This is a genomic window from Rhodococcus sp. ACS1, from assembly GCF_002300155.1.
GTDB lineage: Bacteria > Actinomycetota > Actinomycetes > Mycobacteriales > Mycobacteriaceae > Rhodococcus_F > Rhodococcus_F koreensis.
The window spans coordinates 587,599-603,273 of sequence record NZ_NSDZ01000011.1; the positions used below are offsets into that span (position 1 = coordinate 587,599).

A 15,675-nucleotide genomic window follows, 5' to 3' on the forward strand; every position below is an offset into this window, starting at 1 on the left:
AGGGGTTACTCGCTTTCCGCTTTGTATCCGTCGGTGAACTGCTGCACTGCCGCGACGGCGCTGTCGTAGTCGTAGTTGCGGTACGTGTACGCGCCCTTCACCACGAAGGGGGCGCCGGCGTAGAACATTTCGTACTGCTGGTGTCGTCCGGCGAATTCGGAGCCGATGATGTCCCAGGCCAGTTTGAAGAGTTTGATGCGTTCCTCGGACGGCACACCGGGGGACTGAACGTAGTGTTCGATGTCGCGGGACGTCAGCGGGCTGGTGAGGTCCTTGACGCTCGACGGGAGTTGCAGCACGCCGCCGCCGACGAGGTCACGCAGGATCGCGATCACCCGCGGGTAGATCTCCGACTGCAGGCCCATCGACCCGTACAGGGCCTGCCTGCCCGGCAGCCACATCCCCGCCGAATCCGGCTCGGCGGTGTATTCGGCGGCCAGCACCGCGGACCGGACCCCGCTGACGAGCGCGGCGAGTTCGCCGAGCTTTTCCTGCACGCTGGGGATCTTGTCGATGCCGTTGACCTGGGTGACGCGACGCGCGACGCCGGCGATGAATTCCAGCTTCGTCGCGAACCGGATCTGCGCCTGCCAGTTGCCGAGAACGTGTGCGCCCGTCTCGAAGAACTGCCGGCGGACACCGGTGGTGTCGCGGTCGACGAACACCCGATCCCACGGCACGAGGACGTCGTCGAAGACGAGGAGCGAGTCGGGCTCGTCGTAGCGGCAGGTCAGGGGGTAGTCGAACGAGCTCGTCGCGGCCGGGATGTACGGGCGCCGGACGTACTGCTTGAGGCCGGGGGCGTTGGCCGGGACGACGAAGCCGACGGCGAAGTCCTTGTCGTCCGGGCCGAGCGGTTTGATGCACGAGACGAAGATTTCGTCGGCGATCGCGCCGCCGGTGGCAAGCATCTGCGAACCGCAGATGACCAGACCCTCCGGGGTCTCCTCGACCACGCCGGCCTGCAGGTATTCGCCCTCCCAGCCCGACGCCGTCGTCGCCCGCGAGACCTGCGGCGGGATGATCGCGTACGAGACGTAGAGGTTCTCGTCGAGCAGGCGCCGGTACAACGCGGAGACGTTCGCCCCGAAATCGTGGTCACCCTCGGCGGCGAACACCTCGGGATGCGCCGCGAACGCGGCCAGGAACGTCCCCACGTGGTCGGGGCTGCGGCCGATCCAGCCGTGCGTGTGCCGCGCCCACCGCTCGATCGCCTCCCGTCGCTGCGCGAGTTCCTCCCGCGACCGCGGAATCGAGAACACCCGATTGGCCTGGTTCCCGGTTTCGGGGGCGACGTACTGCATGCCGTTGGCCTCGTCCGCGGCGAGGTCGAACATCTCCGCCATGGTCCGGGTCACGGGCGCGAATGCCGGATGGGTGGTGACGTCGTCGATCTTCTCCCCGTCGACGAGCACGACTCGCCCGTCGTTCAGGGAGGCCAGGTAGTCGGCTCCGGTGCGCATGTCAGTGTCCTTCGGTGGTGTAGGTGTGGGTGAGGGTCCGGCCGTCGGGCAGGGTGAGTTCGAGGTCCCACCGGTGTCCGGGGGTGAACTTCCCGTCGAGCAGCGGCAGGGTGCCCGCGAAGCAGAGCAGGTCCTCGCCGGTGTCGCCGATCCGGTCGGCGAAGATCTGCAGAAGGTTATGCGGGGTAAGGAGATTGGCCAGTGTGCCGTCCTGGTACAGCACTCCGTCGACCCACGACCGGGCCCGGCACGCGTCCCAGTCGAACGACGCCCAGTCCTCGATTTCGACGACGGCCGGGCCCACCGGCTTCGGGCACGCCCGCTTGGAGTCGCCGATGTCGACGGTCTCGAGTTGTCGGTCGGTGTGATCGGAGCCGACACCGAGGTAGTACCGCCCCCGGTGCCGCAGGATCACCGGCTCCACCTCGCCCGACGTGTGCGCGCCGGTGACCGGGGCCTGCGTCGCGGTGGTGATCGTCGCGATCTCGACGGGGTAGAACATCGGGACCTGCGCCGGCGGTGCGACACCGATGGCCGCGAGTTCGTCGATGTGATGTTGCACCGCCGCTTCGTCGCGGCCGGTGTATCCGGCGACCAGGGTCCGGACGTCGTCGAATCGCAGGGTCTCGGAAGAGTCGAGGGTGTCGAAGGTGAGCACCTGCGTGGTGGCGCCGGTCATGACAGGACCTTTCTGCGGTTGAGGAAGCTGTAGTCGTCGAGCCGGTCGTTCAGGACCGGGAACTCGGCGCGGGTGCGGTCGACCGCGGTGGGGTCGATCTCGGCGATGGTGATGCCCTCGGACGAATCGGCCTCGGCGATCACCGTTCCCCACGGGTCGACGATCCGGCTGTGGCCGCCGAGTTCGACGGAATTGTGGGTCCCGGTGGCGTTGCAAGCGATCACGAAGACCTGGTTGTCGACGGCGCGGGCCGACGTCAGCAGTCGCCAGTGCTCCCTGCGGGCCTTGGGCCAGGCCGCGGGCACGATGACGAGTTTCGCTCCGGCGGCATCCAATTCGGTCCACAGTCCGGGGAATCGCAGATCGTAGCAGGTGGTGGCCGCGATCGGGCCGAACGGGGTGTCGGTGGTGTGGATCTGCGTTCCCGGCTGCAGGAGCTGCGCTTCGAGGGAGGCGTATCCGAACACGTGAACTTTGCTGTAGTGGTGGTGGATCTGGCCGTCCGGGCCGATCAGGACCGCCGTGTTGCGCAGTCTGCCCTCTTCACCCTGTTCGACGATGCTGCCGGCGTGGATGTAGCAGCGCCGTTCGACGGCGACGGAGGCCAGAACCTGGACGGTGCCGCCGCCGAGAGTTTCGGCGGCCGAGGCGTAGTCGTCGAAGTGGTTGTATCCCACGCGCCACAGTTCGGGCAGAACGATGAGGTCGACGCTGTCGTCGAGTCCGGTCAGGAGGTGGCGCACGCGTTCGAGCCGGTGCGCGGGGGTTTCGGAATCGGGGCTGGCCAGCTGGGCCAGGGCTATCTTCATGGGTTTCCTTCGTGCCGTTAGATGTTCGGCCGTTTCATGGATTGCAGCGTGGTGTCGAGGTGCTCACGCACCGCCTGGACCGCAGCGGCGGGATCTCCGGCCGCGATCGCGTCGGCGATGGCGCGGTGCTCGACGAGGACCTGCTTCTTGCGGGTTTCGTCGGCCATGACGATGCGGATTCCCATCCGCATCTGACGGTCCCGCAGCGAGCTGTAGAAGTTGTTCATCAGTGGGTTGCCGGCCGCGCGGATGATGGCCGTGTGGAATTCGAGGTCGTGTGCGATGAAGTCGACCGGGTCGGTGTCGTTCTCCTGCAGTTCCAGGAGGATGCGGAGCCGGTCCGGCACCAGGCCCGGTTGGGGCGCGACTTCGGTGACGGACCATTCCTCGACCACTCGGCGGGCCTGCATGATGGCTTCGACGTCGCTGTCGGACAACGCCGGGATGAACGCGCCCTTGTGGGGCACTCGCCGGATGAAGCCTTCGGCCTCGAGGCGCAGCAACGCTTCTCGCACGGGGGTTCGGGAGATGCCGGAGGACGCGGCGACCTGCGCTTCGGACAGGAACATCTCTTCGTCGCGGGGCAAGGTGATGATGGTGTTCTTCAGCCACTCGTAGGCCAGCTCCGGTGCGGTTGCTCCGGTGGTCTTCGATGTCGTCATGGCTTGCCCCTTCGAGGAGAATCAGTTGATGACGGACGCCGGCGTTTCCGGCGTCCGGGACGTCGCTTCGTCACCCACGGCCGAGAGATCCACGGACTGCGTTTCCCGCGCGAGGAGTGAGGCGATCAGGGAGATGACTCCCATGGCGGCGAGGTAGGCACCGATGGCGTATCCGGTGCCGAACCGGGTGTAGAGCGCGATCGCGATGATCGGGGCCAGCGAACCGGCGAGGACCGACGCGAGGTTGTAGGCCAGCGAGACTCCGGAGTACCGGACCTCGGTGGGAAACAGTTCGGAGAAGAACGCGCCGATCACGGCGCTGTAGGCCGCGAAGATCAGCAGCCCCACCGCCACCGCGAGGGTGATCGCCGCCGGATTCTTCGTGTCCAGCAGGGCGAAGAACACGAACGCCCACACGATGGTGGCGGCGGACGCGCCGATGTAGATCGGTCGCCGGCCGATCCGGTCGGCGAGCACGGCGAACATCGGGATCGTCACCAGCGCAACGACCATACCGATCATGACGGCGTTCAATCCGGTGCTGCGGTCGAGTTCGAGGATCTGGGTGATGTAGGTGATGACGAACAGCGAGAAGATGTAGAAGCCGGCGTTCTCGCCGAAGCGGGTGAAGGCTGCGAGGAGGATCTGGCGCCAGTGTCCCCGGACGGCCGCGGCGAGCGGCATGCCCTTCTTCTCGGCAGGCGCGGTGTCCCGCGACTGCTCGAACAGCGGGGTCTCCGCGACGTACAGTCGCAACACCAGACCGATGATCACCAGGAGCGCCGACAGTCCGAAGGCGATCCGCCACCCCCACGACAGGAACGCGTCCTCCGACAGCGTGGAACCGAGGACCGCGAGTACCCCGGCAGCCAGCAGATTGCCCAGTGGCGGACCGAGATTGGGCCACGCGGACCAGAACGCCCGTCTCGTCGAATCGCCGTGTTCGGACACCAGTAGGACGGCGCCACCCCACTCGCCGCCGAGCGCGAAGCCCTGCACCAGCCGCAGAAGCACCAGCATCAGCGGTGCGGCGACGCCGATGGACGCGTAGGTGGGCAGGAACGCGATGAGGAAGGTCGACACTCCCATGAGCATCAGGCTGGCGATCAGGGTGGCGCGCCGGCCTTTGACGTCCCCGAAGTGCCCGAGCACCGCGGCGCCGAGCGGGCGCGCCACGAACCCGACCGCGTAGGTGGCGAACGCGAGCATGGTGCCCACCAGGGGATCTTCGGTGGGGAAGAACAGCTTGTTGAACACCAGTGCCGCCGCTGTTCCGTACAGGAAGAAGTCGTACCACTCGACTGCGGTTCCGGCGAGGCTCGAACCTGCGATGACGGGCAGGCTGGTGTGTGTTCTGCGATTGATAGATTTGTCGTTGGCGGTTGCCATAGTCGACTCCTAGGTCGAATCGTCGCTACGTGACGAGCTGCACGTCCTTGCGCCTACCTCCAAGTAGGCGACTCGAACGGTCGCGCAGATGGTGCTGCCTGGGCTCGGTGGTTGCTCCAACAGCCGCCGAGCCCGCTTTTTTTCTTGCCTCCGTCCGGCTGTGAAGCCGATCACCAAAGGCCGTACACCAGTTGTATACGACCGGTCTACGATCCGCAAGAGGGGTCCGGACTCTCCGTTTCATCCCCGTGACCCGGCATCTCTTGACGTCGGCCCGCGCACGACCTAGCTTAATCGAATCATATTCGATTAGTTGAAGGAGGGACCGTGGACGCCGAACTGCTGGTCGTCGGAGGCACGGTGCACACCGGCGATCCCGACCTACCCGTCACCGACGCGCTCGCCGTGTCCGGCGGTCGCGTGGTCGCGCTGGGTGAGCGGGCCCGTGCCCTGCGGGCGAGCGGTACCGAGGTGATCGACCTGGGCGGCGGCGCGTTGTTGCCGTCGTTCGGGGACGGGCACGTCCACCCGTTGCTCGGCGGCCTCGGAGTGCGCGGCGCCGCGATCCGCGACTGCGGCAGCGTCGAGGAGGTCCTGCACGAGGTGCGCCGCTGGGCGGACGAGAACCCCGGGGCCGAGTGCGTCTTCGGGGACGGAGTGTCGCCGACGCTCGCGCCCGGCGGGCGCTTCGAGGCGCGCTGGCTCGACAGCGTGGTCCCGGACCGGCCGGTGGTCCTGCGCACGATGGACCATCACACCGCCTGGGTCAACAGTGCGGCGCTGCGGCGGGCCGGACTGACGCGGGACACCCCGGACCCGGCGGGCGGCGAGATCGTGCGGACCGCCGACGGCGAGTTGCTCGGCACTCTGCGCGAATGGGGTGCGATCGATCCGGTGCTCGCGCTGGTGCCGGAGGCGACTCTCGACGTCCGGGTCGACGCGCTCGCGTCGGTGTCGAGGATGCTTGCCGCCGCGGGCATCACGTGGGTGCAGGACGCGTGGACCGAACTGGACGACGTCGACGTGTGGCTGACGGCCGCGGACCGCGGACTGCTCGCCACCCGTGCCAATCTCGCGTTCCGCGCCACCCCGGAGGGCTGGGAGGCCGACCGGGACGCGTTCGCCGTGGCACGCAAGCGGGTCGGGGAACGGGGCGGCGACACGGTCAAGGCGGGAACGGTCAAGTTCTTCGCGGACGGCGTGATCGAGGCAGGCACCGCAGCCCTGCTGGCGCCCTACACGGATTGTCCGCACTCCCACGGCATCAGCAACTGGACGACGGACGAGCTGTGCCGGGCCGCGGCCGAGGTGGACCGGCTCGGATTCCAGATCCACATCCACGCCATCGGCGATGCGGGGGTGCGCATGGCGCTCGACGCGATCGAATACGCCGACCGGTGCAACGGTCCTCGTGATCGTCGCGCCACCATCGCGCATCTGCAGTTGGTCGACGGCGAAGACCTCGACCGGTTCACGTCGCTCGGGGTGGTCGCCAACTTCCAGCCGTTGTGGGCCCAACTCGACGCCCTGATGACGGAATTGACGATCCCGCGAATCGGCGCCGAGCGGAGCGCGCAGCAGTATCGGATCGGAACGCTGTCCGAGCGCGGCGCGCGGGTGGCCTTCGGCAGCGACTGGCCCATTACCGCGTACGAGCCGATCAGGGGCATCGCCACCGCGATTCACCGGCAGACACCGTCCGGCATCCCGTCGGAGGGATGGCTGCCGCGGGAACGCGTCGGCCTCGAACGGGCCCTCGCCGCGTATTCGGCCGGCGTCGCCTATCAGGGATTCGAGGAGGACCTGTGGGGCCGGCTGCTGCCGGGAATGCGCGCCGACATGATTCAGCTGCCGGTCGATCCGTACCGGCTGTCGTCCACGCAGGCGCTCGGCGAGCTCGCCGTGACCCGGACCTGGCTGGGCGGCAAGCGGGTTCACTGACGCCCGGTGCTACCGCCGCACCGCGCCGCGGTCCTGCAGGAGGGCGCGAAAGCCCGCCAGTAGTGCCGCCAGGCCGAGTTCGAACGCCTGCTCGGCCCGCTCCGGGCCGCGTGGTGCGGCGGCGAGCGCCCGGGTCAGCGGATCGTCGGCCGTCGTCGCGTCCGCTTCGATCATGACCTCCGGTGCGGCCGCGTCCAGGGCGGCCCCGAGGAGAAAATTCTCCGCGGCGGTGATGACGGCCATGATGTGGTCGTCCGGGAAGCCGGCGTCGCGCAGACCGGCGGCCGCCGAGTGATACACCGAGAGCGAACCGGGATCGCGCACCGTCTCGGTGGCGAGGAGGCGGATGGCCGTGGGGTGCCTGCTGAACGCTGCCCGGTACGACCGCGCCCACTCGGACAGGGCCTCGTCCCACGGCAGGCGCTCGAACGACGATCCGTCGATCTCCCGGACGACACGGTGGCGCACCAGTTCGACGACGGCGGCGCGGCCCTTGGCGTGGTGATAGATCGACGACACCTGCACGTTCAGGTGCCGGGCCAGATCCGGCATCCGGAAGTCGCCGTCGCGATCGACCAGTTCGAGTGCCGCTTCCGCGATTCGTTCGCGGTCCAGGCGTGCGACGCGGGGTCTGCCCATCGCTGCACCCACCTTTCCAATCGAAATTCATTCGATTATGCCCTTGTGGCGCCGGTCACTTCGTTCTAGTCTAATCGAAACACATTCGATTGTTTCCTCGTCGCGTATCCGCGCCCTGGTTTCCCCGCCGTCGCGCCCCTGCCCGGACTGGAGAAGTTCCCCATGAAGAAAACCGCACCCGGACCCGCCTCCGGCGCGCAACTCGAGGGCGGCGCCCTCGGCACCGCCGGCATCGTGTTCTTCGTCGTCGCGGCCGCCGCGCCGTTGCTGGTGATGGCGGGCGTCGCGCCCCTGGCGCTGAACGTCGGGGGCATCGGGGCGCCCGGCGGGTACATCCTGGCCGGGCTCGCGCTGGGCGTGTTCGCGATCGGCTTCACCGCGATGAGCAAGTACATCCACAACGCGGGAGCGTTCTACTCGTACATCTCGATCGGGCTCGGCCCCCGGTGGGGTCTGGCCGCCGCGGTCCTCGCCCTCGTGTCCTACAACGCGCTCGAGATCGGGATCTTCGGCGCCCTGGGGTATTTCACCCAGTCCACCATGGCGGATCTGGTCGGCCTGGACCTTCCGTGGGGGCTGTGGTCGCTGATCGGCGTCGGGCTCATCTGGTTCCTCGGGTCGCGGTCGGTCCATGTCGGCGCGCGGTTCCTGATCCTGCTGCTGAGCGCCGAGACCGGGATTCTGGTTCTGCTCGCCGTCGCAGTCCTCCTTCGCGGCGGCGCCGAGGGCCTCGGTGTCGAGTCGTTCGCTCCCGCCCACGTGTTCAGCCCCGGCTTGGGCGGGGTGCTGACGCTGGCGTTCGCCGCGTTCATCGGGTTCGAAGCGACCGCCCTGTACCGGGAGGAGGCGAAGGACCCGTCCCGCACGATCCCCCGGGCGACGTACCTGGCGGTCGCGTTCCTCGGCCTCTTCTACGCCTTCATGGTGTGGATCATCATCCAGGCCTACGGCCCCGATCAGGCGCTCGCGCTCGCCGCCTCCGACCCCGCCGCGATGTACTTCGACGCCATCGAGAACTACGTCGGTGGCTGGGCGAGCACGCTCATGGAACTGCTGATCATCACGAGCATCCTCGCGAGCCTGCTGGCGTTCCACAACGCGATCACCCGCTACGCCTTCGCGTTGTCGCGCGAGCACGTACTTCCCCGGGTGCTCGGCAAGCTGCACCCGGTCTACAAGTCGCCGTATGTGGCGAGCGCCGTGCAGAGTCTGCTCGCGGCGATCGTGATCGCCGGGTTCGCGCTCGCAGGCGCCGACCCCTACCTCCAGCTCCTGCTCTGGGTGAATTCGCCGGGCGTCGTGGGCATCGTCGTCCTCCAGGCCATGGCCGCCGCAGCCGTTCTCGCATTCTTCTGGCGGGACCGCCGCGGGCATTCGGTCTGGAGGGTGCGGGTAGCCCCCGCCGCCGCCCTTGCCATGTTGATGTACGCGACGTGGCTGATCGTGGCCAAGATGGACCTGCTCACCGCCGCCGGACCCGCCGTGAACACGATCCTCGTCGCCGTCACGCCGGTCAGCCTGGTGATCGGGTTGGCGCTCGGCACGCGGCTCGCGCGACGCAACCCCGACCTCTACGCCCGGCTGGGCACCACAGACGTGGATGCCGAGCCCTCGGTCGCGCCCGAAGAAGTAAGCAATCCGATCCCGCCGGGCACGGTGACCTAGACGTGTCCGCTCCCCGGACCCTCTGGTTCAGGTGGACCTCGCGCCGAGTCGGCCCAGGACAGGGGCCCGACCGATAGAAACGTCGACCCGCTGCGCCTCGTCAGAGCCGTACCCCTTCCGTAACGAATCCTCGTCGGATTCGGACATATCCCGGGAATCCGAACCAGGGGAGGGATCGACGTGAGTCGAGTAGTGCGAAAGTTGACGATCGGGGTGCTCGCGGTGAGCGCATGGATCGGGTGTTCGGTGCCGGCGAATGCCGAATCGCCACAGTTCGACGGCGTGACCACCCTCCAAATCCCCGGAACGGTGGTAGGCTGGCCGCTGACCCGCGGCGGCGCGTTCTACAACCCCGTCGTCCACCACGGACACGGGCAGATCTATCCGACCCCGGATGGCTACGGATACGAGTTCCAGTGGATCAATCTGTCGACCGGAGGGTCCGGGATCATCACCGATCAGCATCCTGATCGCGATGCGGTCACGACCGGCCCCGGTCAGGTGGTCGTCGCCGTGACCGCGCACCTCCCGGGCCTGTACGACGTGTACGGCACACCGAGCGTCGGCACGTTCTACGTGGCGCCGTAGACGCGAGATCACGGCGAGGAGCACAGACTTCCTCCTCCCGCACACGGTTGATCCGTGAGTCTTTCGGCGCAAACCCGGGTCCTTCAGGTCCGGGATGGCCGATCTGGTTTGTCGGACCGTGGGGCTAGTGTCTTCGGTCATGGCGGGGAGGGTGGTGAAGCGGGCGTTCAAGTACCGTTTCTATCCGACTGCGGTGCAGGCGGAACAGCTTGCTCGGACGTTCGGGTGCACCCGGTATGTCTACAACCGGGCGTTGGCCGAGCGGTCGCGTGCCTGGTCGCAGGAGCAGCGACGGGTCACCTACGCGGACACCTCGAAGATGCTCACCGGATGGAAACGGGATGTCGAGACGGAGTGGTTGGCGGAGCCGTCGAAGGGGCCGTTGCAGGAGGCGCTGCGGCAGTTGCAGGGTGCGTTCGAGAGGTTCTGGCGCAAGCAGACCCGATACCCGCAATTCAAGAAGAAGGGGCAGTCGAAGGATTCGGCGACCTACTACTCGAACTGCTTCACCTACCGCGGCGGGCAGGTCCGGTTGGCCAAGCAGACCGAACCCCTGGACGTTCGGTGGTCGAGGCCGCTGCCGGAGGGGACAGTACCGTCGCAGGTGACGGTGTCGCGTAATGCTCGTGGTCAGTACCACATCTCGATCCTCGTCGAGGACACGATCACCGAACTCGAGCCGGCCGATCGGGTGGTCGGGCTCGACGCCGGGATCACGAGCCTGTACACACTCTCGACGGGGGAGAAGATCACCAACCCGCGCCACGAGCGCACGGACCGTGAGCGGTTGGCGAAGGCGCAACGGATGCTGGCCAAGAAGCAGAAAGGGTCCCGGAACCGGGCCAAGGCCCGACTGAAGGTCGCGAAGATTCATGGCCGGATCGCTGATCGGCGCCGCGATTATCTGCACAAACTGTCCACTCGGCTGGTGCGCGAAAATCAAGTGATCGCCGTCGAGGATCTGAGTGTGCGGAACATGGTGAAGAATCGGTCGTTGTCTCGGGTGATCTCGGATGCGGGGTGGTCCGAGTTCCGGTCGATGCTCGAGTACAAGGCCGACTGGTACGGGCGGCGGGTGGTGGTGGTCGACCGGTTTCATCCGTCGTCGAAGACCTGCTCGGTGTGCGGGGAGGTCGCGTCGACGATGCCGCTGGACGGTGCGGGTGTGGGCGTGCCGGTGCGGCGTCGTCCATGATCGGGATGTGAATGCGGCGAGGAATATTTTGGCCGTCGGACTGGCGGTGGCAGCCTGCGGAGATGGTGTGAGACCACCTCGCACATAACGTGTGGGGTGGCGACTGTCGGTGAAACAGGAACCTCGGGACGTGAGTCTGGAGGGGAATCTCGGTCGTTCACGGCCGAGAGAACGTCAAGCTTTTCTTCACGCTCCAGGCGCCGCCGAAGGCCCTGCTGGGGATGTTTCTGAGTTTCGCGTGCGGCGTCGGCTGGGCCGGGTTGTTCCTGCTCGTCAAGGACGCCCTGCCCGGGGTGCCGTTCGAACTGATGATGGGGGTCGGCGTGGCCGTCGTCATCTTCCTGGTCCTGTCGGTGCACCCGATCCTGCTGGGGCACACACCCTTCGGAGTCGTCCCGGCGGTGCTGCTGGGGCTGATCGAGTCGCTGCTCGTGACGATGGTGGCCCCGATGCTCGTCGACGGCGCACCGGAATTGAACCTGCTCTGGCTGCTCGTCGTCTTCGGTTACGGCTGCCTCATGACGCTGATCCTCGTGGCGGTCCAGGACCGGGTGATCAGCGCGGTGCTCGGGACGACCTGGCGTTCCGCCCCGACGGAGGACGCACCCACCCGTGCACCACGAGTAGTCGGCTGAGGGAGGACTACGGTCTGCCTATGGACGACGGTCGACTCGAGGAACTCGTCGCGCGTGCCCGGGCGCTCGCCGCGCCGGGCACGCGCCGCGTTCTCGGCATCGCGGGACCGCCGGGCTCGGGCAAGAGCACCGTCGCCGCGGCGGTGCTGGCGGGGTTGGGATCGTCCGCGGTGGTCGTGCCGATGGACGGGTTCCACCTGGCGAGTGCGGAACTGGCCCGCCTCGGCCGGGCCGGACGCAAGGGGGCGCCGGACACGTTCGACGCCGCCGGGTACGTGGCGCTGCTGCGCCGGCTGCGGGAACGGAACGGCGAGACGGTGTACGCCCCGCAGTTCCACCGCGAGGTCGAGGAGTCGTACGCCGGGGCGATCGCCGTCCCGCCGGACGTTCCGCTGGTGATCACCGAGGGCAACTACCTCCTCCTCGACGAGGGACCGTGGTCGGCGGTGCGTGCCCTGCTCGACGAAGCGTGGTTCCTCGCCCCGGACGGGGACGAGCGCGTCGCCCGCCTCGTCGAGCGGCACATCCGGTTCGGCAAGTCACCCGACGAGGCGCGAGAGTGGGTGCGGCGCAGCGACGAACGCAACGCCGCGTTGGTTGCACCCGGCCGCGCCCGGGCCGACGTCGTCGTCCGCGGCGACCCGGTGTGACCCTTCAGGCCGGGTACTCGATCGGCTCCATGCGACCGCTGGTGAGCGAGCGGGTCGCGGCCTCGGCGATCGCCTGCGCCTTCAACGCCTCCGACAGGGTGGGTCCGATGGCGGCACCGTTCTCCAGTGCGTCGACGAAGTGGTCGAGTGCGATGCGGTAGCTGGCCCGGATCCTCTCGAACCATCCCGCGTGCATCCCGTCGTCGACCACGCGGCCCGCGCTGTACCGGGAAACGGACCCGGCGCGCTGACGTCGCGCCTCGACCATGCCCGTGGAACCGAGCACCTCGATGCGTTCGTCGTAGCCGTAGCCGATCCGCCGGGTGGAGTCGATCTGGACGAGTGCGCCGCCGGGCAGGCGCAGCGTGACCGCCGACGTGTCGACGTCGCCGTACTCGGCGAGGCGGGGTTCGGCCAGTGTGGAACCGGTCGCGAACACCGACTCGGGGTCGAGCCCGGAGATCCACCGGGCCAGGTCGAAGAAGTGGACGGTCTGGTCGCGCATCTGCCCGCCCGAGACGGCGATGTACTCGAGCGGCGGCATCGCCGGGCCACGGCTGGTCATCTGGATCAGCTCCACCGAGCCGATCTCGCCGGACGCGACGACCCGCTGCAGTTCGGCGTAGTCGCGATCGAAGCGGCGGTTGAAATCGACCATCGCCCGCAGCGACCGGGAGTCGGCGAAGCGCACGATGTCGATGGCGCGGGCGAGGTCGAGGTCGATGGGCTTCTCGCACAGGGCCGGGATTCCCGCCGTCGCCGCGGTGCGGAGATGCTCGGCGTGGGTGTCGGTGGACGACGCGATGAAGACGGCGTCGATCGCCGTGGGATCGAAGACTTCCGCGAGATCGGTGGTCGCGCGGCTGCCGTGCCGCTTGGCGAGGTCCGTCGCGCGCGCGAGGTCGATGTCGAAGACGAGTGCCAGGTCGACGTCGGGGTGCGCCGCGAGGTTAGCGCCGTGAACGCCGCCGATGAACCCGGCTCCGATGAGGGCGAAACGCTGCATGTCAGATACCGACCTTTTCGTGTGCGAAAGCGGGAACGACCCAGGCCGAGTCGGCGGCGTCGGAGGCGGCCGTCGCCTCGACGAACTGGACGCCGATCAGCCCGTCGCGTCCGGTGGGGAAGGAGAGATCACGGAGGGTGGAGGGCTCGCCGTCGCGGCGGGCGCGGAGTTCGTCCGCGAGGTCGCGGTAGAAGTTCGCGAACGCCTCGAGGAAGCCCTCGGGGTGTCCCAGCCCGGGACGGGTGAGCCGGGCGGCGTCCTCGGACAGCGTGCGCATTCCCTGCGCGAGGATCGTGGTGGCGCCGTCGAGGTCGCGGACCGTCAGGTGGTGCGGATCCTCGTGCCGCCATTCGATGCTCGCGGTGTCGCCGAAGACCCGGATGCGCAGGCCGTGCTCGTTGCCGGTGGCGGCCATGCTCGCCCAGAGCGTCGCGGGTGCCCCGTTGGAGAGGGTGAGGCGCACGGTGGCGTTGTCGAACACCCGCCGCCCGGGGACGAGGGTGTCCAGTTCGGCCGATACCCGGGTCGCCTCGAGACCGGTGACGAAGCGCAACAGCTGGAAGGCGTGGGTACCGAGATCGCCGACGACGCTGGGGAATCCCGCGATGTCTGGGTCGGTACGCCACCGCGCCTGCCGGTGCTCGCCGAGTTCGAGGGGCGTCGCCGCCCAGCCGGACGCGTGTTCCACCGCCACGAACCGGATGCGTCCGAGGTCGCCGTCGCGCACCATCCGGGCCGCGTGCCGGACCATGGCGTAGGCCGAATAGCAGTGCGGGACGGCCAGAATGGCGCCGGACGACTCGGCAATCGCGACGAGTTCCGCTGCCGACTCCGAGTCGCGGGTGAGGGGCTTCTCGCACACCACCGAGATGCCGGCCTCCAGGAACGTGCGCGCGATGTCGAAGTGGCTGTCGTTCGGTGTGGTCACGGCCACCACGTCGACGCCGTCCTCGCGGGTGGACTCCCGTTCGGCCATCTCCCGGTGGTCGCGGTAGGTGCGCTCGGCCGTCACGCCGAGGCTCTCCGCGATCTGCGCCGACGACGCGCTGTCTCGTCCGAAGACTCCCGCTTGCAGGTCGTATCGGTCGTCCAGGCGCATCGCGTAGCGGTGGGTCTTGCCGATGTCGGCACCCTGCCCGCCGCCGACCATGCCCGCGGACAGCCGCAGGCTTCCGTGCTCGCTCAACTCGGCTCCTTCCGGAAAGGGACAAACGTGGACCGGTCCCAGTTGTGATGAGCGTAACACGGCCCGGGCTCCATATGCTGTCCCTCGTGAACGAATCAGATCGCGGCCCGGCCGAGGGCGAGACGGCGGACGCCGCGCCGGGAGCGTCGTCGTTTCGCCCACCGACGATCCGCGACGTGGCCGCGCGGGCGGGGGTGTCGAAATCGCTGGTGTCCCGGGTGCTCCGCGGCGAGGCGAATGTCAGCCCCGCCCGCCGCGAGATGGTCACGCAGGCCATGAAGGAACTCGACTACCGGACGAACACCATCGCCCGCGGATTGTCCGAATCGCGCAGCGGCACAGTCGGGGTGATGTTGAACGACCTCCGCAACCCCTGGTTCGTCGAACTGCTCGAAGGGATGACGACGACGCTCGACGCCGTCGGGATCGCGCCGGTGCTGGCCGACAGTCATCTGGATCAGCGCGTCGGGCGGGACACCGTCGAGACCCTGCTGTCGCAGCGGATCGACGGGTTGGTGGTGGTGGGCACCACCGACGCCGGCCCCGCGATCGAACGGGCCGCGGCCCTCGTCCCCGTCGTCCTCGCCGGAACCCACGAACCGAGTCTGCCGAACGTCGACATCGCGGCGGACGACGACATCGCCGGTGCCCGGCTGGCCACCCGGCATCTGCTGGACCTCGGCCATCGGCGGATCGCCTACCTGCAGGGTCCCGGAGTGGTGGGCACTCTGCGCCGCGACGGATTCACCGAGGCGATGACCGAGGCCGGGTGCGGCGACCTCGCGTCCGTGCAGTTCGCAGGCATGACCGAGGAGAGCGGATACGTCGCGGCCGGTCGTGTACTCGATGCCGAACCCCGGCCGACGGCGATCCTCGCGTTCAACGACGTCACGTGCGTCGGGGCGCTGTCAGCGGCCGACGACCGCGGCCTGAGAGTCCCCGACGACCTCTCGCTCGTCGGGTACGACGACACGTATCTCGCGCGGATCCGGCACCTGTCGCTGACGTCGGTCAACAACGGCAATTTCGCGGTCGGTGCGCAGGCCGCGAAATTCCTGCTGCAGCGGCTGGAGCGACCGACGCAGTCGCGGCGCATCCACCTGCACACGCCGACGCTCAGTGTTCGCCGTTCGACAGCGGCGCCCGGCGGCGGGAAGGGGTGACCTCC

General features: G+C 68.2%; 14 protein-coding genes and 1 pseudogene. 7 read left to right on the forward strand and 8 right to left on the reverse strand.

From position 1 onward, the window contains the following. Positions 1-5: 5 nt before the first annotated feature. Genes CJ179_RS44175 through CJ179_RS44195 form a run of 5 tightly spaced genes read right to left on the reverse strand, consistent with a single transcriptional unit; the run spans position 6 to position 5,002 of the window. Positions 6-1,463 carry a pyrrole-2-carboxylate monooxygenase subunit gene (locus CJ179_RS44175; RefSeq protein ID WP_095865622.1) on the reverse strand — a complete coding sequence of 486 codons (1,458 nt, stop codon included), beginning with the start codon at positions 1,461-1,463 and terminating at the stop codon, positions 6-8. 1 nt (position 1,464) lies between these two features. Next, positions 1,465-2,142 carry a DUF2848 domain-containing protein gene (locus tag CJ179_RS44180; protein WP_095865623.1) on the reverse strand — a complete coding sequence of 226 codons (678 nt, stop codon included), beginning with the start codon at positions 2,140-2,142 and terminating at the stop codon, positions 1,465-1,467. After that, positions 2,139-2,951 carry a carbon-nitrogen family hydrolase gene (locus tag CJ179_RS44185; RefSeq protein ID WP_095865624.1) on the reverse strand — a complete coding sequence of 271 codons (813 nt, stop codon included), beginning with the start codon at positions 2,949-2,951 and terminating at the stop codon, positions 2,139-2,141. The genes CJ179_RS44180 and CJ179_RS44185 overlap by 4 nt, the downstream gene beginning before the upstream one ends. A gap of 17 nt (positions 2,952-2,968) precedes the next feature. Beyond that, positions 2,969-3,613, reverse strand: coding sequence for a GntR family transcriptional regulator (locus CJ179_RS44190; protein WP_072943549.1), 645 nt, complete (start codon positions 3,611-3,613; stop codon positions 2,969-2,971). 21 nt (positions 3,614-3,634) lie between these two features. Next, positions 3,635-5,002 carry an MFS transporter gene (locus tag CJ179_RS44195; protein ID WP_095865625.1) on the reverse strand — a complete coding sequence of 456 codons (1,368 nt, stop codon included), beginning with the start codon at positions 5,000-5,002 and terminating at the stop codon, positions 3,635-3,637. 327 nt (positions 5,003-5,329) lie between these two features. Between CJ179_RS44195 and CJ179_RS44200 the strand changes: the two genes are divergently transcribed. Next, the gene (locus tag CJ179_RS44200; protein WP_095865626.1) at positions 5,330-6,943 is read left to right on the forward strand and encodes an amidohydrolase; all 1,614 of its coding nucleotides are present in this window, start codon (positions 5,330-5,332) and stop codon (positions 6,941-6,943) included. Positions 6,944-6,952: 9 nt separating this feature from the next. Here CJ179_RS44200 and CJ179_RS44205 read toward each other — a convergent pair whose 3' ends face one another. Further along, the gene (locus tag CJ179_RS44205; RefSeq protein WP_072943544.1) at positions 6,953-7,582 is read right to left on the reverse strand and encodes a TetR/AcrR family transcriptional regulator; all 630 of its coding nucleotides are present in this window, start codon (positions 7,580-7,582) and stop codon (positions 6,953-6,955) included. 162 nt (positions 7,583-7,744) lie between these two features. Here CJ179_RS44205 and CJ179_RS44210 point away from each other — a divergent pair, with 162 nt between their 5' ends. The 5 genes and pseudogenes from CJ179_RS44210 (at position 7,745) to CJ179_RS44230 (ending at position 12,315) form a co-directional block, all read left to right on the forward strand. Continuing rightward, complete coding sequence (locus CJ179_RS44210; protein ID WP_095865627.1) at positions 7,745-9,247, forward strand: APC family permease; 1,503 nt, start codon at positions 7,745-7,747, stop codon at positions 9,245-9,247. 282 nt (positions 9,248-9,529) lie between these two features. Next, entirely contained in the window at positions 9,530-9,835 is a 306-nt protein-coding gene (locus CJ179_RS44215) for a hypothetical protein (protein WP_143549046.1), read from the forward strand. Positions 9,836-9,929: 94 nt separating this feature from the next. Further along, a pseudogene (locus CJ179_RS44220) lies at positions 9,930-11,118 on the forward strand (RNA-guided endonuclease TnpB family protein). 133 nt (positions 11,119-11,251) lie between these two features. After that, positions 11,252-11,665, forward strand: coding sequence for a hypothetical protein (locus CJ179_RS44225; RefSeq protein WP_179377887.1), 414 nt, complete (start codon positions 11,252-11,254; stop codon positions 11,663-11,665). A gap of 20 nt (positions 11,666-11,685) precedes the next feature. After that, positions 11,686-12,315, forward strand: a complete 630-nt coding sequence (locus CJ179_RS44230) for a nucleoside/nucleotide kinase family protein (protein WP_095865629.1) — start codon at positions 11,686-11,688, stop codon at positions 12,313-12,315. A 4-nt stretch (positions 12,316-12,319) separates the two neighbouring features. Here CJ179_RS44230 and CJ179_RS44235 read toward each other — a convergent pair whose 3' ends face one another. Next, positions 12,320-13,321, reverse strand: a complete 1,002-nt coding sequence (locus CJ179_RS44235; protein WP_095865630.1) for a Gfo/Idh/MocA family oxidoreductase — start codon at positions 13,319-13,321, stop codon at positions 12,320-12,322. Position 13,322: 1 nt separating this feature from the next. Beyond that, positions 13,323-14,507: a Gfo/Idh/MocA family protein gene (locus CJ179_RS44240; RefSeq protein ID WP_095865631.1), complete on the reverse strand. Its 1,185-nt coding sequence runs from the start codon at positions 14,505-14,507 to the stop codon at positions 13,323-13,325. A gap of 86 nt (positions 14,508-14,593) precedes the next feature. On the opposite strand from CJ179_RS44240, the gene CJ179_RS44245 reads away from it, so the two are divergent. Next, on the forward strand, positions 14,594-15,670 hold the full coding sequence (locus CJ179_RS44245; RefSeq protein ID WP_257016123.1) for a LacI family DNA-binding transcriptional regulator: 1,077 nt from the start codon (positions 14,594-14,596) through the stop codon (positions 15,668-15,670). Positions 15,671-15,675 lie beyond the last annotated feature (5 nt).